Origin of the sequence: Stutzerimonas chloritidismutans (assembly GCF_051486945.1) — a bacterium.
Taxonomy (GTDB): domain Bacteria; phylum Pseudomonadota; class Gammaproteobacteria; order Pseudomonadales; family Pseudomonadaceae; genus Stutzerimonas; species Stutzerimonas chloritidismutans_B.
On record NZ_JAHVDX010000001.1, the window covers coordinates 1,315,070 to 1,332,332 of the forward strand.

The 17,263-nt window shown below is 64.6% G+C and carries 19 protein-coding genes and 1 pseudogene; 10 read left to right on the forward strand and 10 right to left on the reverse strand.

Going from position 1 to position 17,263, the window contains the following annotated elements:
- Positions 1-233: 233 nt before the first annotated feature.
- Positions 234-1,355, reverse strand: coding sequence for a beta-ketoacyl-ACP synthase III (locus KXR72_RS05995; protein WP_437420163.1), 1,122 nt, complete (start codon positions 1,353-1,355; stop codon positions 234-236).
- A 240-nt stretch (positions 1,356-1,595) separates the two neighbouring features.
- On the opposite strand from KXR72_RS05995, the gene KXR72_RS06000 reads away from it, so the two are divergent.
- On the forward strand, positions 1,596-2,126 hold the full coding sequence (locus KXR72_RS06000; protein ID WP_437420164.1) for a hypothetical protein: 531 nt from the start codon (positions 1,596-1,598) through the stop codon (positions 2,124-2,126).
- A 3-nt stretch (positions 2,127-2,129) separates the two neighbouring features.
- Here KXR72_RS06000 and KXR72_RS06005 read toward each other — a convergent pair whose 3' ends face one another.
- Positions 2,130-2,342, reverse strand: a complete 213-nt coding sequence (locus KXR72_RS06005; protein WP_437420388.1) for a DUF3820 family protein — start codon at positions 2,340-2,342, stop codon at positions 2,130-2,132.
- Positions 2,343-2,506: 164 nt separating this feature from the next.
- On the opposite strand from KXR72_RS06005, the gene KXR72_RS06010 reads away from it, so the two are divergent.
- The 4 genes from KXR72_RS06010 (at position 2,507) to KXR72_RS06025 (ending at position 6,315) form a co-directional block, all read left to right on the forward strand.
- Positions 2,507-3,040 (forward strand): ankyrin repeat domain-containing protein, encoded by a 534-nt coding sequence (locus KXR72_RS06010; RefSeq protein WP_437420165.1) that lies wholly within the window; start codon positions 2,507-2,509, stop codon positions 3,038-3,040.
- Between the two features lie 129 nt (positions 3,041-3,169).
- Positions 3,170-3,898 carry a substrate-binding periplasmic protein gene (locus KXR72_RS06015; RefSeq protein ID WP_437420166.1) on the forward strand — a complete coding sequence of 243 codons (729 nt, stop codon included), beginning with the start codon at positions 3,170-3,172 and terminating at the stop codon, positions 3,896-3,898.
- Positions 3,899-4,039: 141 nt separating this feature from the next.
- On the forward strand, positions 4,040-5,260 hold the full coding sequence (locus KXR72_RS06020; RefSeq protein WP_437420167.1) for an MFS transporter: 1,221 nt from the start codon (positions 4,040-4,042) through the stop codon (positions 5,258-5,260).
- Between the two features lie 164 nt (positions 5,261-5,424).
- On the forward strand, positions 5,425-6,315 hold the full coding sequence (locus KXR72_RS06025; RefSeq protein WP_437420168.1) for an alpha/beta hydrolase: 891 nt from the start codon (positions 5,425-5,427) through the stop codon (positions 6,313-6,315).
- Between the two features lie 16 nt (positions 6,316-6,331).
- Here the strand turns inward: KXR72_RS06025 and KXR72_RS06030 are convergent, their stop codons facing one another.
- Positions 6,332-7,231, reverse strand: coding sequence for an alpha/beta hydrolase family protein (locus KXR72_RS06030; protein WP_437420169.1), 900 nt, complete (start codon positions 7,229-7,231; stop codon positions 6,332-6,334).
- A gap of 177 nt (positions 7,232-7,408) precedes the next feature.
- On the opposite strand from KXR72_RS06030, the gene KXR72_RS06035 reads away from it, so the two are divergent.
- The 3 genes and pseudogenes from KXR72_RS06035 to KXR72_RS06045 form a co-directional block, all read left to right on the forward strand.
- On the forward strand, positions 7,409-9,247 hold the full coding sequence (locus tag KXR72_RS06035) for an SLC13 family permease (RefSeq protein WP_437420170.1): 1,839 nt from the start codon (positions 7,409-7,411) through the stop codon (positions 9,245-9,247).
- A gap of 132 nt (positions 9,248-9,379) precedes the next feature.
- Positions 9,380-10,546 carry a PAS domain-containing protein gene (locus KXR72_RS06040; RefSeq protein WP_437420171.1) on the forward strand — a complete coding sequence of 389 codons (1,167 nt, stop codon included), beginning with the start codon at positions 9,380-9,382 and terminating at the stop codon, positions 10,544-10,546.
- Positions 10,491-10,784 (forward strand): annotated as a pseudogene (locus KXR72_RS06045) (response regulator); the annotation flags it as partial. The gene KXR72_RS06040 and the pseudogene KXR72_RS06045, both read left to right, overlap by 56 nt.
- Positions 10,785-10,797: 13 nt before the next feature.
- Here KXR72_RS06045 and KXR72_RS06050 read toward each other — a convergent pair.
- The 4 genes from KXR72_RS06050 to KXR72_RS06065 form a co-directional block, all read right to left on the reverse strand.
- Positions 10,798-11,790, reverse strand: coding sequence for an alpha/beta fold hydrolase (locus tag KXR72_RS06050; protein WP_437420389.1), 993 nt, complete (start codon positions 11,788-11,790; stop codon positions 10,798-10,800).
- A gap of 212 nt (positions 11,791-12,002) precedes the next feature.
- Positions 12,003-12,431 carry a 3-isopropylmalate dehydratase gene (locus KXR72_RS06055; RefSeq protein WP_437420172.1) on the reverse strand — a complete coding sequence of 143 codons (429 nt, stop codon included), beginning with the start codon at positions 12,429-12,431 and terminating at the stop codon, positions 12,003-12,005.
- Between the two features lie 88 nt (positions 12,432-12,519).
- On the reverse strand, positions 12,520-12,732 hold the full coding sequence (locus KXR72_RS06060; RefSeq protein ID WP_437420173.1) for a hypothetical protein: 213 nt from the start codon (positions 12,730-12,732) through the stop codon (positions 12,520-12,522).
- Between the two features lie 45 nt (positions 12,733-12,777).
- On the reverse strand, positions 12,778-12,939 hold the full coding sequence (locus KXR72_RS06065) for a hypothetical protein (protein WP_437420174.1): 162 nt from the start codon (positions 12,937-12,939) through the stop codon (positions 12,778-12,780).
- A gap of 164 nt (positions 12,940-13,103) precedes the next feature.
- Here KXR72_RS06065 and KXR72_RS06070 point away from each other — a divergent pair, with 164 nt between their 5' ends.
- Both KXR72_RS06070 and KXR72_RS06075 read left to right on the forward strand, forming a co-directional pair.
- A complete protein-coding gene (locus tag KXR72_RS06070) occupies positions 13,104-13,499 on the forward strand; it encodes a hypothetical protein (protein ID WP_437420175.1) in 396 nt (131 codons plus the stop codon).
- Between the two features lie 105 nt (positions 13,500-13,604).
- Positions 13,605-14,870 (forward strand): DUF445 domain-containing protein, encoded by a 1,266-nt coding sequence (locus KXR72_RS06075; protein WP_437420176.1) that lies wholly within the window; start codon positions 13,605-13,607, stop codon positions 14,868-14,870.
- Here the strand turns inward: KXR72_RS06075 and KXR72_RS06080 are convergent.
- From KXR72_RS06080 to KXR72_RS06090, 3 genes are read right to left on the reverse strand one after another with little or no spacing between them, the layout of a single operon-like run.
- Positions 14,867-15,514, reverse strand: coding sequence for an ATP-binding cassette domain-containing protein (locus KXR72_RS06080; protein WP_437420177.1), 648 nt, complete (start codon positions 15,512-15,514; stop codon positions 14,867-14,869). The genes KXR72_RS06075 and KXR72_RS06080 overlap by 4 nt on opposite strands.
- Complete coding sequence (locus KXR72_RS06085) at positions 15,498-16,268, reverse strand: ABC transporter permease (protein WP_437420178.1); 771 nt, start codon at positions 16,266-16,268, stop codon at positions 15,498-15,500. Before KXR72_RS06085 ends, KXR72_RS06080 begins: the two co-directional genes overlap by 17 nt.
- Entirely contained in the window at positions 16,265-17,263 is a 999-nt protein-coding gene (locus KXR72_RS06090; RefSeq protein ID WP_437420179.1) for an ABC transporter substrate-binding protein, read from the reverse strand. Before KXR72_RS06090 ends, KXR72_RS06085 begins: the two co-directional genes overlap by 4 nt.

Below are 17,263 nucleotides of genomic sequence, written 5' to 3' on the forward strand. Positions count from 1 at the left end.
CCTTTTGGTTTAGCGTTGGAAAACACACAGCTCATGGCTCTTTGTGTTGCCGGCATCTTCGCCAGGGCATGTGTCAGCCAAGTGGCTGTTAGATAAAGCTTTCATGACAGGGGGAACTAAAAAATCCGTGCTTTATCGCCAGCCAATCTGACCATCCACGCTTACCGCAAACCACTGCGCACAAAAAAGGGCGGACCGAAGCCCACCCTTTTCTGATCGCTTGAGCGTTGCAATCAGCGCTTGCGCAGAATCACGCTGCCGATGGAATAACCCGCGCCGAACGAGCTGAGCACGCCCAGGCTGCCCGCTGGCAGGTCGTCCTGGTGCTTGTGAAAGGCAATCACCGAGCCGGCCGAGCTGGTGTTGGCATAGGTGTCGAGAATGACGGGCGCTTCTTCCGGGCTGGCGTCGCGGCCGAGCAGCTTGCGTACGATCAACAGGTTCATGTTCAGGTTCGCCTGGTGCAACCAGAAGCGCTTGACCTGCTCCACTTCAAGGCCGTTTGCCTGCAGGTGCTCGCCAATCAGCTCGGCTACCATCGGGCAGACTTCCTTGAACACCTTGCGACCTTCCTGGACGAACAGCTTGTCCGGATTGGTCATGTATTCCTCGGCGGTGCGGTTGAGGAAGCCGAAATTGTTGCGGATATTGTTGGAAAACTCGGTTGCCAGCTTGGTGCTGACCACGTCCCACTGATACGGCGAGGTGGCCAAATCGGCACGCTCGATGACCACCGCCGTGCAGGCGTCACCAAAAATGAAGTGGCTGTCGCGGTCACGGAAATTCATGTGCCCGGTGCAGATCTCCGGGTTGACCATCAGCACCGCCCTTGCCTGGCCGAGCTGGACCGAATTGGCTGCGTTCTGAATGCCAAAGGTGGCCGACGAGCAGGCAACGTTCATGTCGAAGCCGAAGCCTTTAATGCCCAGCGCCGCCTGCACTTCGATAGCGACCGCCGGATAAGCGCGCTGAAGGTTGGAGCAGGCGACAATCACGCCATCAATGTCGGCAGCCGTCTTGCCGGCGCGCTCGAGCGCCTGCTCGGCTGCCTTGACCGACATTTCGCACAGGATTGACCACTGATCGTTGCTGCGCTCGGGGATGCGCGGAACCATGCGGTCCGGATCGAGGATGCCGGCCTTGTCAGTGACGAAGCGGCTTTTGATTCCCGAGGCTTTTTCGATGAAAGCCGAGCTCGACTCGGGCATCGGTTGGACGTCGCCGGCTTCGATGGCGTCGGCGTGCTCGGTGTTGAAGCGGCGGGCGTAGGTATTGAAGGACTCAACCAGCTCGTCATTGGAAATGCTATGGGCAGGGGTATAAAGGCCGGTACCGCTGATGACGACGTTATGCACAGTCGTTCCTCTCGAAAATGGGCGGATCGTTATAGGGCGCGGGAACAGAGCGAAGCCAGCGTGCGCCATGGCCCGCCGTGCCTGTTTATGGCGGCTATTGTGCACGAAAAGCTAACAGAATCTGCAGCCCTGCGCTGAAAACCCAACACGCGCAACAGTATGCGATGGCGCGTCGCGAAGGCACGGCTCTGCTGCGTTTCCGGTATTCTTGGCCGCCCCGCAGCCCGCCAGGATTCCCCGATGAGAGAGCCACTCGCCGAACTGATCCGCCTGATCAGCTCCGGCTGCCTGGGCGATGCCGATATCGAGCGCATCGCCGACGAAGCCGCGCAAGCCTATGCCGACCCGGACGCCTTCCTGCAGGCCAACCCGGATATCAACTATGACGACGACTTCCCTATCCCGCTTGGCGAGTGGGTCGTAGTTGGCAGCCTACCGGACACCGTGCTGTTTCAGGCCGATGACTACCAGGCGTTGTTCGAGCAAATCGTCGGCTCCTTTGGCCCGGGCGTCGATTTCGTGCTCAAGCCCAAGCAGCTCGCCAAGACCGAGCCGCTCAAGGCGTTGAACCGCATCCAGACCCAGCTCGGCAGCCTTTATCCGGAGAAGGGCGGCTATGTGTTGGTCGATTTCAGCGAGCCGCTGGATGACGCGCTGCAGGCCGTGCTCGTCTACAGCTGCGATGTCGAACGGGTCATGGCGCTGGCGGTTGAGGTGGGCATCTACGCCGCACCGGCCCTCGACGCGCTCAAGGCGCAAGGCGAGGCCTGAACCTCAGCGGCGGCGCAGCGGTGCGAGCAGCGCGGACAGCCCGTTGTGGTCGATCTCATGCATCAGTGCCAGCAACTGGCCAAGCTCGCCGGGCGGGAAGCCGACCCGCGCGAACCAATTGAGGTAGTGCCCTGGCAGGTCGGCGATCGGCCGACCCTTGTACTTGCCGTAAGGCATCGTCTGGGTCACCAGGCGTTCGAGGGCTTCGGGCTTCATGTCAGCGGTCACAGTGAACGGGTCGGCGATACTGCCATAGCCCAGTGGTGTGCTGCAGGACATTCGCCCCGGCTATCGGTCGGATAGAAAAGCCGTCGCCCGAGCGGGCGTGCCGCTTCGGCACAATGGCGGCGTTTCGCCGTATTCGAACCGAGGACCATGACATGACGGATCAACCCACTACCCGCCCCGAGCTGGACGACGCCGCGCTCGCGTTTGCCGAGCAAGTATTCGAAAGCACCCGCAAGGGTGATGCCGCGCGGCTGGCCGATCTGCTGGGCCGGGGCTTGCCGGCGAACATCCGCAACCACAATGGCGATAGCCTGCTGATGCTGGCCAGCTACCACGGCCACCTGGACGCCACGCGCGTGCTGCTCGAGCACGGCGCCGATCCGCACCTAAGTAACGATAAGGGCCAGAGCCCGCTCGCAGGCGCTGCGTTCAAAGGCAACCTGGACATGGTGCGGTTGCTGCTGGACCACGGCGCCGACGTCGAGAGCCCGTCTCCGGATGGCAAGACAGCCTTGATGATGGCCGCCATGTTCAACCGTCGCGACATCGTTGAACTGCTTCTTGAGCGCGGCGCCGATCCGCGACGCACCGACGCCAATGGCGTGAGCGCACTAGCCGCAGCCCAAGCCATGGGCGCCCAGGACACACCCCGGCTGCTGGCCGATGCGCTGGCCGTCCAGGGTTGATGCACGAGCCCATGACCGCAGTAGCTTAGGGGCATTATTCAGCGCATGAATCGACACACGGACGCGCCGCATCGATAATCGCGCCTTTCGCGAACCCGGTCGCACCGTCGACCGCGCTGAAGGATCGACATGCGTACAACCATCCTGGCCTTGTTTCTACTGCTGACCAGCGCACCGGGGTTGGCCGACGATCGCCCGCTGCGGTTCTCGGTCAGCGACAGTTCCACCATGCCAATGGTGGAACTGTCCGAGGGGAAGGTCATCAACGGCATTCTCCACGACCTGCATCGGCGAATTGCAGCGCACGTCGGCCGCACGGCCGAGCAACTTGTGATGTCACGGTCGCGCATCCAGCCACTGCTGGCTGAAGGCCTGGTCGATGTCAGCTGCTACATGAACCCCGCCTGGCTCGACCAGTCGCACGCGAGCTATCGCTGGAGTGTGCCCTTCATGACCCAACACTCATTGCTCGTCGCCCTTGAGGACGTTCCCGCCACTGCCCTGGCGCAGCTGCAGGGCGAGCGCATCGGCACGGTACTCGGGTTCGACTACCCCGATGCGGAGGCCTTGTTTCGAGACGGCGTTTTGCAGCGCGACGACGCACGAACCGAAGCCCAGGTGCTAGCCAAGCTCGCCGCCGGGCGTGACCGCTACGCCTTGAGCACACGCAGCGCACTGGATTGGTACAACCGGAACCACCCTGACCAGCCGATCAAGGCTGTCGAGCAGCTGAGCGACTATGCCATCCATTGCATCGTGCGCGACGAGCCCGACGTGCCGGCCGAGGCGATACTCGCCGCGCTGCGACAGATGCAGCAGGCCGGCGAGTTCGATACTCTCCTCGCCCGCTACCACTAGCCGGCGTGCATATCGACGATCATCGGCCCGGTGAGAACTTCACGCCGCGCCCGCTGCCTATCGTGTTCGCCCCGATCGCACCCTCAGGCACCCCGTCCCCAGGACGCTGGCGTGCCACGTCACCACTCCGCTGAGGCATCCATGATCCGAGATGACACTGGCAGGCCGGTATTGTCGGCCCGCGCGATTTTGCTGATCGAACTGGCACTGGCCATGGGCGGGTTCGCCATCGGGACCGGCGAGTTCGCCATCATGGGCCTGATGCCGAACGTTGCGCAGGGGCTGGGCATCAGCGAGCCGCAGGTCGGCCATGTCATCAGCACTTACGCGTTGGGTGTCGTGGTCGGCGCGCCGCTGCTGGCGATCCTCGGCTCACGACTGTTCCGCCGTCACCTGCTGCTTCTGCTGATGGGCTTTTTCGCGCTGGGCAACTTCGCCAGCGCCATGGCGCCGGACTACCACACGCTGATGCTGTTCCGCTTCATCGCCGGGCTGCCGCATGGCGCCTATTTTGGCGTCGCCATGCTCGTGGCCGCTTCCATGGTGCCGGCCGACCAGCGCGCCAAGGCCGTTAGCCGCGTACTGGCTGGCCTGACCATCGCCATGCTGATCGGCAACCCCACCGCGACCTGGCTCGGCCAAAGCCTGAGCTGGCGCTGGGCATTCGCGCTGGTCGGCCTGATCGCCCTACTGACCGTTCTGCTGGTGGCCATCCTCCTACCGCTCGATCGCAGCGAACCGCGCAACAACCCCATGCGCGAGCTGCGCGATTTCAACCGCAAGCCCGTCTGGCTCGCGTTAGCCATCAGCTCGATCGGCTTTGCGGGGATGTTCTGCGTGTTCAGCTACCTGGCGCCGACCATGCTTGAGGTCACGGGCGTGGGCGAGAACTGGATCCCGGTAGGCCTAGCCGCGTTCGGCATGGGTGGAATCGTCGGCAACATTATTGGCGGCAGGCTGTTTGACAAGCTGGGGTTCAAAGCCGTCGCCTGGCTTTTGCTATGGAGCATTCTGGTCCTGCTGGTATTCCCTTTCGCCGCTAATTCACTGTGGACAATCCTTCCAGCCGCGTTTGCGGTTGGCACCATGGTGTCACTCGGCCCGCCCCTGCAGACCCATCTGATGGACGTGGCCGGGGAGGCCCAGACGCTTGGCGCCGCATCCAATCATTCAGCTTTCAATGTGGCCAACGCCCTTGGCCCCTGGCTCGGCGGCCTGGCAATCAGCGCCGGCCTGGGATGGACCTCGACCGGCTATATCGGCGCAGCGACCGGCGCGGTCGGGTTGCTGGTGTTCTGGTGGGCCTGGACGGCGCGTGAGCCGGCGGATGATGCGCCGAATGCCGTCGCTGCCTGCGACTGAGGGCGCAGCGACGGCCTGACAGCCCAAGTGTCGTACTTCGCCCCGGTGGCGTAGCAGAGACTGGACGATTGCAATCTGCGGTAAAGACTTGCTCGCGCCGCCCGCTTGCATCGTGGTCGGCCGGGTCGCTCAATGTCGCCGGTGTGAACAAGGAAGCAGGACTCATGTCACGATTCTTCCGTAGCCGGGCGCGTCTGTTCGCCGCGAGCTGCGTCGCCCTGATCCTGGCTGCGCTGCCCGTGGGCTGCTCGCTGCTCGAACAGAAGGAGCGCGAACTGGTATTTCGCATCGAGCCGGGCACGGCGCGCTGGTTCAGCGGCTTGCCCAGCGGCGTCGAGGAACTGGAGCTGACGGCGCCAGCCTTCGGCGACGACCAGAGCATCCATGCCTGGTGGTGGCCGGCCGAGCAGGCCGACGCCCCTGCCCTTTTGTACCTGCACGGGTCGCGCTGGAACCTCACCGGCCATCTGTTTCGCCTCGAGCAGATTCGTTCGCTGGGCTTCGCGGTGCTGGCGATCGACTACCGGGGCTTCGGCAAGAGCCTGGGCGGTTTACCCTCCGAGGCCACGGTGTACGAGGACGCCCGCATCGCTTGGACTGAGCTCAAGAAGCGCCAGCCTGACGCGCGCAAGCGGCTCATCTACGGCCACTCGCTCGGTGGCGCCGTAGCCGTCGACCTCGCGACCGAGCTGAGCAAAACCGAGGATGCCGACGGGGCCCGCGCACTGATCATCGAATCGACGTTCACCAACCTCGGCGACATCGCCACCGAAGTCGCCGACACGCCCTGGCCGGTGCGCTGGCTGGTGTCGCAACGCTTCGATTCCATCGACAAAATCGGCCAGGTACGGATGCCGGTGCTGATCGTCCACGGCACCGCGGACCCTTACGTGCCGGCGCGCTTCAGCGAGGCCTTGTTCGAAGCGGCCAAGCCGCCGAAACGCCTGCTACTGATCGAAGGCGGCACGCACAATAACAGCATGCGCATCGGCCGTCGCGAATACCGGCAGGCGCTGGACGAGCTGCTCGAGGCACCGACCGACAGGGCCGGCTGAAGGCACCGGCGCCGCATCAGGGCTGCGCGGGAGCGAAGCGAGCCGTGCTAGGCCAGGGGTTTCGACCGGACTCGATCCATTCCAGGCTGGCCTGCCAGAAACTGTCGCGGTAGCGCTCACGGAACAGATCGAAGTGCCCGACCTGCGCCTGGCCGAGCATCGCTGGGGTGAGACGAGCATGCTCGCGCGGGCTGTTTCGGTAGTAGTGCAAGCCGCGCTCGATGGCCGGCAGCGTGCCGTACTCATCGTCACTCAAGCTCACTGCCAGCATCGGAGCACGCACGGCAGCGAAGCGGCGAAGCACCTCTTCCCGCTCGTGCGCCGGATAACTCTGTTCGAGCCGGGCGCGCCGAAACGCCCATTCCCAAGCGACCCCCGCAGGCAGGTCTTCCAGCCAGCCAAGGCGACGCCCGGGAAAGTAGCCCCACAGCGCCGTGATGGCTGGCATGCACAGGTGCCATCGGACGAACATCCGCAAGCGGTGCTGCCTCGCGTAATCGCGCCAGTAGGCGTACTGGGCGCCGACGCTCAGGTAGCGGTCTACGCCGGTGGCCGCCTCGGCGAACCCCGGCAGGAAGCCGCCGATGCTATGCCCGACCGCCACCAGAGGGCCGGCCGGTTCACGCTCACGCATCCAACGCACCGCCGCGTCGAAGTCCAGCTCGCCCCAGTCCCGCCAGCGAATTTGCGCACCGCGCAGGCTGGCCGGCCGCGAGCCGCCGATGCCTCGGTAGTCATAGGTCAGTACCCGGTAGCCTTGCTCGCAGAGGAAGGTCGCGTACCGAGCGTAGTACCGCGCCAGCACGCCTGTCGCGCAGCTCAGGATGACCGCCCCGCGGGCCGGACGGGGCGGCGCCCAGCAGCATGCTGCAAGCGGATAGCCGTCTCGACAGACGAGTGTGACGGACTCGGGCATGGTTCACCGTGCAGGGGAATCGTCTGCCCACCATGCCTTCGGCCGCTGCGTTTGGCCAGCCTGGGATCGTCATGGGGTCACCCAGGCGTCGTCGGCGCGCAGCCCGCTTGCTAAGCTCGGGCGCCTTGGCGGCATTTCCTGCGCGGCCGCCGCGCCGTGCAACCATTTGGAGTCCTCATGCAGAGCGACCAGCTGATCGTATTCGTCCTCCTGGCCGCGACCCTCGGGCTGTTCATCTGGAACCGCTGGCGCTACGACATCGTCGCGCTCGGTGCCCTGCTGGCCGCAACCTTGCTGGGCGTCGTACCCGTCGAGGAGGCATTCATGGGCCTTGGGCATCCGGCGGTGATCACTGTCGCCGCGGTGCTGGTACTCAGCCGCGGGTTGCTCAATGCCGGCGTGGTCGATGCCATGGCGCGGCACCTGACCGGCGTCGGCGAGCGCGCTTGGGTACAGGTGCTGACGCTGACGGGGCTCGTCGCGCTCTGCTCGGGCTTCATGAACAACGTCGGCGCGCTCGCGCTGTTCATGCCCGTTGCCGTATGGATGGCCCACCAGGGAGGCCGCTCGCCCTCGTTCCTGTTGATGCCGCTGGCGTTCGGTTCGTTGCTGGGGGGCACGCTGACACTGATCGGCACGCCGCCGAACATCATCGTCGCGGGCTACCGCCGCGACGTCGCCGAGGCGCCGTTCGGGATGTTCGACTTCCTCCCAGTGGGCTTGGCCATCACCCTCGCCGGCGTCCTGTTCATCGGCCTGTTATGGCGGCTGACGCCGCGTCGCGAGCGCGCCGATGAGGGGCAACTGTTCGAGATCAATGCCTACCTCACCGAACTGAAGCTGCCCGAAGGCAGCAAGTTCATTGGCCGCACCTTGCATGACCTCATGACCGCCAGCGGCGAGGACGATGTGCTGGTCACCGCACTGGTGCGCGAAACCCGGCAGATCGGCATGCCCTCGATGTATGAGGTCCTGCGCGACGGCGACATCCTGCTCGTCGAGACCGACTCGGACAGCCTCAAGGCCTTCATCGACTCCACCAAGCTGGAGCTGGCGGCCGATGCGGATGGCAAGGAAGAGGCGCGCGAGCTGGCGCGCGAACGCAAGAATGCGCAGAAGAACGGCGAAGACGCACCCGCCGAGTCGGATGGAAAGTCGAAGGAGCGCGCCCTCGCTGAAGCCATCATCACGCCGCAGTCCTCCCTCGTGGGAACCACCGCGACGGGCATGGCGCTGCGTGAGCGGCACGGGGTGAACATCCTCGCCGTGGCGCGCCAGGGGCAACGCCTGAATCAGCGCCTGAGCCGGATCCGTTTCGCCGCCGGTGACATCCTCTTGGTGCAGGCTCGCGAAGACCAATTGCAAACGACCCTGAATGCCCTTGGCTGCCTGCCCCTGGCCTCGCGCGGGCTGCGCATTACCGCGCCACGTAAGGTCGTGCTGGCGAGCAGCCTGTTCGCCGCAGCGTTGCTGCTGATCGCCTTCGGCGTGCTGCCAGCGGCGGTTGCTCTGGTGTCCGGTGCCCTGGTGATGGTGCTGGTCGGGCTGGTGCCGCCGGGCGATATCTACAAAAGCATCGACATGTCCATCATCGTGCTGATTGCGGCGATGCTGCCGATTGGTGAGGCGCTCGAGAGCAGCGGCGGCTCGCGGGTGATCGCGGACGGCTTGCTCGCGCTCGGCCAGTCCGCTCCACCCGCGGCCACGGTGGCGATTCTCATGGGTGGCGTGATGCTGCTGTCGAACGTAGTCAACAATGCCGCCGCGGCGGTGTTGGCCGCGCCGGTCGCGATCAGCCTGTCACGCGGCATGGACGCCTCTGCTGACCCGCTGCTGATGGCGGTCGCGATCGGCGCGTCCTGCGCGTTCCTCACGCCGATCGGCCACCAGTCCAACACGCTGGTCATGGCGCCGGGGGGCTACCGATTCGGCGACTACTGGCGGCTCGGGCTGCCGCTGTCGATCCTGGTCATTCTGGTCGCGGTGCCGGCCATCCTCTGGATCTGGCCGCTCTAGCCGGTCATCTCCGGCGATCAGGCCGAAGAAACTGTTCAGGCTCGGCAATGCCCATAGTGAAGGGATGCATAGCCCCTGGAGCCGCCCCGACGCGCCCTCATTCGTCCAGTAACCGAGAAGGCCTGCCGATCAGTGAGTCAACCAGAAGCAGAACAGCTCAGGCGTTACGCCCGCGCGCTTGAAGACGAGGTCGCTCAGCTGCGTGCGCAGCTTGGCACCGCGCCGGTCGATGCCAGCCTGACCACCGAAGGCTCGCCCACCGACCAGTCGCATTACCGCACCCTGCTGGGCGCCATCGACACTGGGTTCTGCATCGTCCAGATGCGCTTCGACGCCAACAACCGCGCCGTGGATTACCGCATCGTCGAGGGCAATGCCGCCTTCGAGCGGCTGACCGGCCTGTATGGCTCGCAAGGCAAATGGGTCAGTGAGATTGCCCCGGATCTCGAACGGCACTGGTTCGACACCTATGGTCGCGTCGCCTTGACCGGAGTGGCCGAGCGCTTCGAGAACGCCGCAGTCCCCTTCGGCCGCTGGTACGACGTGCAGGCCCTACGGATCGGTGCCCCCGGCGAGCACCGGGTGGCGATCCTGTTCAACGACATCTCCGACCGCCGCCGCGCCGAGCTCGCGCTGGCGCGCAGCGAGTCCCACTGGCGCGGCCTGTTCGAGAACCTTGAGGAAGGGCTGGTACTTGGCGAGGTGATCCGCGACGCCGAGGGCCGCGTGATCGACCTGCGCTACCTGCATGTCAACGCCGCCTGGGGCGAAATCGTCGAGATAGACCCGGCCCTGGCCAGGTTGCGGACCTACCGCCAGTTGTTCGACAGCGACCCGCACTGGATCGAGGAAACGGCGGCGGTGGTCGACACCGGCATTCCGGCGACCTTTTCGCGGGTGATCGGCAGCCGCGGACGCTGGTACGAAGGGCGCACCCACCGGTTCGAGGACGACAAATTCTCCACCCTGTTCCGCGAGGTCACCGACAGCCACGAAGCCGAGGGCCGCCGCAACGGCCTGCTGGAACTGAGCGATCGGCTGCGCGACATGCAGGACATCGCCGAAATGGCAGCAACCACTGCCGAGATTCTCGGACGCACGCTGCAGGCCAGCCGAGCCGGCTATGGCGTGGTCGATGCCGACCGCCTGACCTTGATGGTAGATGGCGACTGGACCGTGCCGGGCACTGCCAGCGCGGCCGGGCAGCACTACCTGCCCGACTCTGGCACGCATATTCACGAACTACGCCGCCCTCGAAGCCGCAGATGGGCCCTCGGGGTTGAGGGTGCTGGAGTCTGACGCGCGGGTCGACCTGCTGGTCAGCGATGTCGGCCTGCCGGGCGGGATGAACGGCCGGCAGATGGCCGACGCCGCGCGTGTCGCCCGGCCAGATCTGAAGGTCCTCTTCATCACGGGGTATGCCGATACCAGCATCGTTGGCGACGGGCACCTCGCGGAGAACATGCACGTCATGACCAAGCCGTTCGTGATGGACGAACTGGCCGTGCGGATTCAGGACCTGATTCGCGGCGGGTAAGCTGTTGCCTAAGTCACCGGAGGTCGTCGAGCTCCTTTAACAAGGCTGCATGAAACACCTCAGGCGCCTCGACCTGCGGCGAATGACCGAGCTCGGGAAATGGCACCAATGTCGCCCGCGGGATGCGCGCCGCGGCCTGCCGGCCCAGCTCCGGATAGTTGCCCAGGCGTTCGGCCACCGCCTCCGGGGCACGGTTGGCACCGGGGGCCGTGCGGTCCTTCCCGCCGATCAACAGCAGCGTGGGTACGCTCAACCGATCGAATTCGTGGACCACAGGCTGCGTGAACACCATTTCGGACGTCTGCGCCTGATTCCAGGCCACGATCTCCTTGCCCTCGCCTGCGTACATCCCGGCCAGCATGGTTACCCAGCGGTCGTACTCCGACTTCCAATCCCCGTTGTAGTAGAACTTGCGTTGGTACGCCTTGATCTTCTCGAAATCGGTCTTTAACTCGCCCTGGTAGAGCTGATCGATGTCAGCGTAAGGCACACCTTCGGCCTGCCAGTCTTCCAGTCCGATGGGGTTGACCAGAACGAGCTGCTCGACGACCTGCGGATAATTGAGCGCCACTCGCGAAGCAAGCATGCCGCCCATTGAATGGCCGACCAGAGTGACCCGCTCCAGGTCCAGCGACTGCAACAGGGCACGCGTGTTGTGCGCCAGCTGGGCGAAACTGAATTGGTAGCCGCGTGGTTTGGTCGAGCTGCAGAAGCCGACCTGGTCCGGTGCAATGACGCGGTAGCCTGCCTCACTCAGCACCCGGATGCTCTGTTCCCAGGTCGCGGCGCAGAAGTTCTTTCCGTGAAGCAGCACCAGCGTACGGCCATTCGCCTGGCCTTTCGGCTTGACGTCCAGGTAACCCATCGACAGCTCTTTCTGTTGGGATGAAAACTCGAAACGTTGAATCGGGAAGGGATAGTCGAAGCCTTGAAGTTGCGGCCCAAACGTTGGCTGCTGTTGGGCATTGAGCGGTGTAGCGATCGCAATTGCAGTGGCGAACGACACGGCAACAAAGGTTTTCTTCACGAGTGGCTCCTGTTCAGCGGCGCATTGGCCGAGGGTTGCAAGAGGCGTCGTGCTAGCCGCTCGTGCCACGCATGACAGGCCGCGGGAGGCTCAAGCACAACGGTTACCGCTCACCTTAGTGGGGCAACCGTTGTGCTTAGCTCCGTGATTGGGTTCGTGAATATGTATCGACGTGATTCAGCCGCCCACCCTCAGGGTGCGTCGACTGGCTGAATGTCGAAACCGACCCTGTTGTCCGCGCTGATGCGGTAATGCAACGTCTGCCCCGGCTCGACCTTCGCTGCGCGCTCGCGCAGGAGGTTGCCCATGCCGCAGAGGGTGTCGTCCTCGGGATCGGATTCAATGCTGACGATGCGCATACCCGCCGGGACCTGCAGGCGCACCTGTTCGCCTACATGGATGCGCGCCGCGATCTTGCGATCGATCATCACCGCGACATAACAGCCACCGCCGCGCAGCCCCAGGTCACGGGTCACTACCACCTCGCCACCGTTCTCGACAGGCGCTTGATAGCCGCGCAGGCGGTCTTCCGGAACGGGATTGATCTCTTCCGGGTCGGCTTGCCAAGACGAGCAGCCAGCCAGGGCCAGCAGAATCAGGACGGTGAATATCGAGCGCATGTGGCGGTCTCCGGGCGATAAGCGAAGCGGTCATCTTATGACAGGTTTCGCGGCCGTCCGTGCGTCGCCTGTTATGCCAGGTGCATTTTCACAGCTGGTGGTGGCTACCCGGATAGGGGCGCTCTTCTTCAACGGCGCCACTGCGATCGAGCACTGCTACCGTAGCCGTCCGGCCGGCCATGAAACGGTCGAGTTCGTTAAGCATTTCATCCTTGGTAAGGGTGCGCAGGATGGTTTCGCTCGATTGCTGATCGACCAATTCCCACCCCATCGGGGTGGGCTGAGCCTGATAGGTTTCCATGAATGCCTCCTTGATGGGCTGACCGACGTAACGCTTGCCGGCGACTCAATCGGGGGAGCGTTGACCGCGATTTTCGCTCGGGCCGTCCAGCTCGCTGTCATCGAAATCAGGATCCTCACCAGGCTCCTTTTCACCGGCGTCGGTCATAGTGACATCAGGCAGGTCCTGTGCGGCTTGGTCCTCGTTTGGCTCCGGTTCGATGCTCATCGAGACCTCACTATTTATCGGGTGGGTTCGCGATATTGGAGCGGCCTGGTCAACGCGATGTTCACTGCTCCTGATGGGAGGCGACCACCTGTGAAGTTGCGATTGCAGCAGCCCCCCGACTCCACCACACTGCCGCCATTCCCCACCGCACCGGAGCCGACCCCATGCCTGCCACCGAATATTTCTCGCGCGAGACCATTCTCGCTCACCCGGATGCACTGGATTGCACGATCTACCGAGCGCATGAAACCGACCCGGACGGCGAAGAGCGCGACATGGGCGACGCCCGCGTAATCATCAACGGCCAATTCGAAGCGCCACAGGAATGGGACGCCAAGCAACGTGCCGACTATTTCGATGGCATGCCTGAAGACGCGTTTTTCACAGCCGTATTCGCCAGCGAAGCAGGGTCCGATTCGAAGGGTTATTTCACCGTCGAGGCGGACGACTACGCGGCGGTCACCGAGCATGACGGCACCATTGCCATGTTCTACGTCTGCGAACGCTTGGACGATGGCAGCTATGTGCTGTTGCGCGAAGAGGACGATGGCGAGGACTGATCCACCCGCGGCGCCGAACCGGCACCGCTCCTGGCGGGTCTGCTGTAGGGCAGGCCCGTCGTCCTCCGGAGCCTGATGCCCCTTCGCCACGCCACGAGGAGTCGCATGAACCCTGTGCAACGTCGCTGGCAAACACCGGTTTCCCGCATGAAGGCGGTCGCCGGCCTCCTGCTGCTGCTCGCCGCCCTGCTCTACGTCATCGCGACCGCGCTGGAACACCGCCATCCAGGGTGGGGTTACCTCGCCTCCTTTGCCGAGGCGGCGATGGTCGGTGCGATCGCCGACTGGTTCGCTGTCACTGCCCTCTTCCGGCACCCGTTGGGCCTGCCTATTCCCCATACGGCCATCATTCCACGCAGCAAGGCGCGCATCGGGCAGAACCTGTCCGCCTTTATCACCACGCATTTCCTTTCCACGCCGCTGGTGCTGGCCAAACTCGAAGCGCTGGATATCGGCGGGCGCCTCGCCGGCTGGTTGCGCCACCCGAATAACGCCGCCGCGGTAGGCCGGCAGCTCACCGCCGTAGCCCGCTTCGGCGCCGAGTCGTTGCACGACGAGCGCGTGCAGGGCTTCGTCCAGGCCAAACTGATCGACCGCGTGCGCAAGATCGACCTCGCCCCCGTGTGCGGCCAGATTCTGGAGATGCTCACTCGCCAGGGTAAGCACCAGGCCATGCTCGACGAGGCGTTGATCAAGCTCGACGCCCTGCTGCAGGACGACGATACTCGCGCGCTGGTGGCCGACGCGATCACTGCTGAGGTGCATACGCTGCGCTACTTAGGCCTTGGCAAAGCGGTCGGCGGTTGGTCGGCGAACAAGTTCGTGGACGGCGTTTCGGCCGTCATCGCCGAGATTGCCAACGACCCGGAGCACCCGTTGCGCGAGCGCTTCGACGAACACGTCGCGCTCTACATCGAGCGGCTCAAGCACGACCCGAGCTACCGGCTAGAAGTCGAACGCATCGTCGCCCAACTGCTCGAGCATCCCGCGACCACCGATTACCTGCAGTCACTGTGGCAAGAGCTGACCGGTTGGCTCGAAAGCGACCTGGACAGCCCGGAATCACGCATCGGCCGGCGCATCGAGCGGTTGACCCAGGGGCTCGGCGACTCGCTGGCCATGGACGCCTCGATGCGCCTGTGGATCAACGAGCGGCTGATGCGCGCCGCACCCGACTTGCTCGAGCGCTACCGTGGACAGATCGGAAAATACATCGCCCAGCGCGTTGAGCACTGGGAAAGCCGCGAGCTGGTCGAGCAGATGGAACAGAGCGTCGGCAAGGACCTGCAATACATCCGCATCAACGGAACGCTGGTCGGTGGGCTCGTCGGGCTGGTGCTACATGCATTGACGCAATTCGCGATGGGCTAGGTGCTGAGCAAGCGCAGCTGTTCGCTGATGCGGCTGGCACTGGTGCCGGGCACTAGCGGTCGATCCCATTGCAGAGTCGCGGGCCGCCCGTCCAGATACCAGAGCCGGTTGGCCAGCTGGTCGGCATCACCTGCATCATGGGTCACACAAATCATCGCCATCTCCGGGTGCGCTGCTAGCAGCCGGAGGATCAGTGCACGCAGCTCGGCTGCCCGGTCTGGGTCCAGCGAAGCGAAGGGTTCGTCGAGCAGCAGCAAGTCAGGTTTCACCGCCAGGCTGCGGGCCAACGCTGCGCGCCGTGCCATACCGAGAGAGAGTTGGTCGGGCAAACGATTGCCGGCTTCAGCCAGGGCGACTTCCATGAGCAGGCAATCTATCTCCGCCCCGGTCGCACCCACCAGCTCCAGGTTCTGGCGAACCGTACGCCACGGCAACAGGCGGTGCTCCTGAAACAGATAGCCGACCCTTCGCGTGGCGCTCTGCGGGCGTAACAGAGGGTCGAGCCCGGCGATGGCGTTGAGCAAGGTCGTCTTGCCGATGCCTGAAGGCCCGAGCAGGCAGATGCGATCGCCCGGGTGTACCTTCACGTCGAGCGTACCGAGCAACGGATGCGCGGCCGATGTGCCGTCAAGGCGCAGAAGCATGCTGCAACCCCACTTGGCGCCAGGCCGATGCGCGCCGCTCCAGCGGCTGCAACACGGCCAACTCGATGAGCTGTACCACTGCGATGAACGCCAGGCTGTAGGCCAGGATGCCCGCCACGTCGAAGACCTGGAACGCCATATGCAACTGGAAGCCGATGCCATCGGACCGCCCCAGCAGCTCGACCACCAGCACGATCTTCCAGATCAGCGCCAGTCCGCCGCGAGTCGCCGCCATGGCATAGGGAAACAACTGTGGCAGCCACACCTCAGTCAGCCGGCCCCAGCGGCTGAATCCGTATACCTGCGCCATCTGTTCGAGCCGGGGGTCCAGGTTGCGTGCGCCTTCGCGTAGCGTCACAGCGACATTGGGCACCTTGTTGACCACCACTGCCAGCACCGCCGCGGCTTCTACTAACCCGAACCAGACGTACAACAGGATGATCGTGACCAGCGCTGGCAGGTTGAGAAATAGCACCAGCAGCGGATCGAGCACAGCGTTTGCCAACCGCGAGCGCCCCATCCAGACACCGAGCGTTGCGCCTAACGCCATCGCAAGGACGAAGGCGACCAGGACCCGACGCAGGGTAACCAGCAGATGGTGTGGCAGCTCGCCGCTCTGCACTGCGCGCCAGAAGGTATCCAGCACCGCCATCGGCCCAGGCAATAGCGGGCTGGCAATGAAGTGCGCCGTCACTGTCCAGACCAGCACGGCCAGCGGCAGCGCGATCAGACAGGCCCAGCGCGGCGTGTTCATGGCGCATCCTGGAACAGCGAGGCGGGCATCAGTCCTTCCGGCGGGCTGCCGGTCAAACGCAGCAGCCGGTGTAGATCGGCGACCCGCGCCTCATCGAGCAGGCCCGGAATGCCTTCGACGAAACTGTTTCGCAGCGCGGCGAATACCGCGTCATCCTCCGCACGCATCAGCATTCGAATGCTTTGCCAGGCAGCCGGATCGTCACGCAGCTGCGCCTTGGCCTGGCGTATCGCCCGGGTAAAACCGTGCAGCACGGCCGGGTGAGCCGCAGCCCAATCGTCTGGAATGAGGTAGCCCAGCACGGGGAGATCGCGGCTCAGCCCCAGGTCGCCGACGAGATCGGCCAGCCTAAAAGCCGTCCGCGCCCCGCCCTCGCCGCGCAACCGCGCGGAAAAATGCCAGAACGTCACCAGCGCATCGACTTGACCGCGCCGCAACACTTCATTGAGCAGCGGCGGCGCGGCGTACTGCACCTCAGCCTCCGTGGCAAGGTCGATGCCTTCGCGTGCGGCCAGACGCTTCAGCAGCAACCAGCCGAGCCCGTCCGGCCCGCCGGCTACGCCGATGCGCTTGCCGCGTAGGTCGGACGGGCCGTCAATGGCGCTGCCCTCGGGGACCAGCACTTCGCCAATCTGCGAGGAAAACGGGACATAGCGGAAAGCCGTGCCGGCCTCGTAGCGAGCCTGCGCCCAGAGCAGGTCGCTGACCGCGCCGTCCACGCTGCCGCTACCAAGGGCGAGACGCGAAGCAGGCAGGTCGGCGACAAGCCGCAACTCGAGCCGGAAGCCATTGGCGACGTCCAGTCCTTCGCGCTTGAGATGCTCTAGCTCCCAGTGCGGCGTGCCGAACTGCAGCACGCTCAGGCGCAGCACTGGCAACGGCTCCGCCGCTCGCACCGCGGACACGGCCAGAAGCAGCACCGTGGCGAACATGAGCGACACCGCGCGCAAGGCGCGGCTCGTGAGTCGGACAAAAAAGCAGGTAGCAGGCTTCAT

Coding starts and splice junctions, on each gene's coding strand:
- KXR72_RS06000 (WP_437420164.1), top strand. CDS start 1,596: ATGAGAGAGCCACTCGCCGAACTGATCCGCCTGATCAGCTCCGGCTGC.
- KXR72_RS06005 (WP_437420388.1), bottom strand. CDS start 2,342: ATGAAGCCCGAAGCCCTCGAACGCCTGGTGACCCAGACGATGCCTTAC.
- KXR72_RS06010 (WP_437420165.1), top strand. CDS start 2,507: ATGACGGATCAACCCACTACCCGCCCCGAGCTGGACGACGCCGCGCTC.
- KXR72_RS06015 (WP_437420166.1), top strand. CDS start 3,170: ATGCGTACAACCATCCTGGCCTTGTTTCTACTGCTGACCAGCGCACCG.
- KXR72_RS06020 (WP_437420167.1), top strand. CDS start 4,040: ATGATCCGAGATGACACTGGCAGGCCGGTATTGTCGGCCCGCGCGATT.
- KXR72_RS06025 (WP_437420168.1), top strand. CDS start 5,425: ATGTCACGATTCTTCCGTAGCCGGGCGCGTCTGTTCGCCGCGAGCTGC.
- KXR72_RS06030 (WP_437420169.1), bottom strand. CDS start 7,231: ATGCCCGAGTCCGTCACACTCGTCTGTCGAGACGGCTATCCGCTTGCA.
- KXR72_RS06035 (WP_437420170.1), top strand. CDS start 7,409: ATGCAGAGCGACCAGCTGATCGTATTCGTCCTCCTGGCCGCGACCCTC.
- KXR72_RS06055 (WP_437420172.1), bottom strand. CDS start 12,431: ATGCGCTCGATATTCACCGTCCTGATTCTGCTGGCCCTGGCTGGCTGC.
- KXR72_RS06060 (WP_437420173.1), bottom strand. CDS start 12,732: ATGGAAACCTATCAGGCTCAGCCCACCCCGATGGGGTGGGAATTGGTC.
- KXR72_RS06065 (WP_437420174.1), bottom strand. CDS start 12,939: ATGAGCATCGAACCGGAGCCAAACGAGGACCAAGCCGCACAGGACCTG.
- KXR72_RS06070 (WP_437420175.1), top strand. CDS start 13,104: ATGCCTGCCACCGAATATTTCTCGCGCGAGACCATTCTCGCTCACCCG.
- KXR72_RS06075 (WP_437420176.1), top strand. CDS start 13,605: ATGAACCCTGTGCAACGTCGCTGGCAAACACCGGTTTCCCGCATGAAG.
- KXR72_RS06080 (WP_437420177.1), bottom strand. CDS start 15,514: ATGCTTCTGCGCCTTGACGGCACATCGGCCGCGCATCCGTTGCTCGGT.
- KXR72_RS06085 (WP_437420178.1), bottom strand. CDS start 16,268: ATGAACACGCCGCGCTGGGCCTGTCTGATCGCGCTGCCGCTGGCCGTG.
- KXR72_RS06090 (WP_437420179.1), bottom strand. CDS start 17,263: ATGAAGCCTGCTACCTGCTTTTTTGTCCGACTCACGAGCCGCGCCTTG.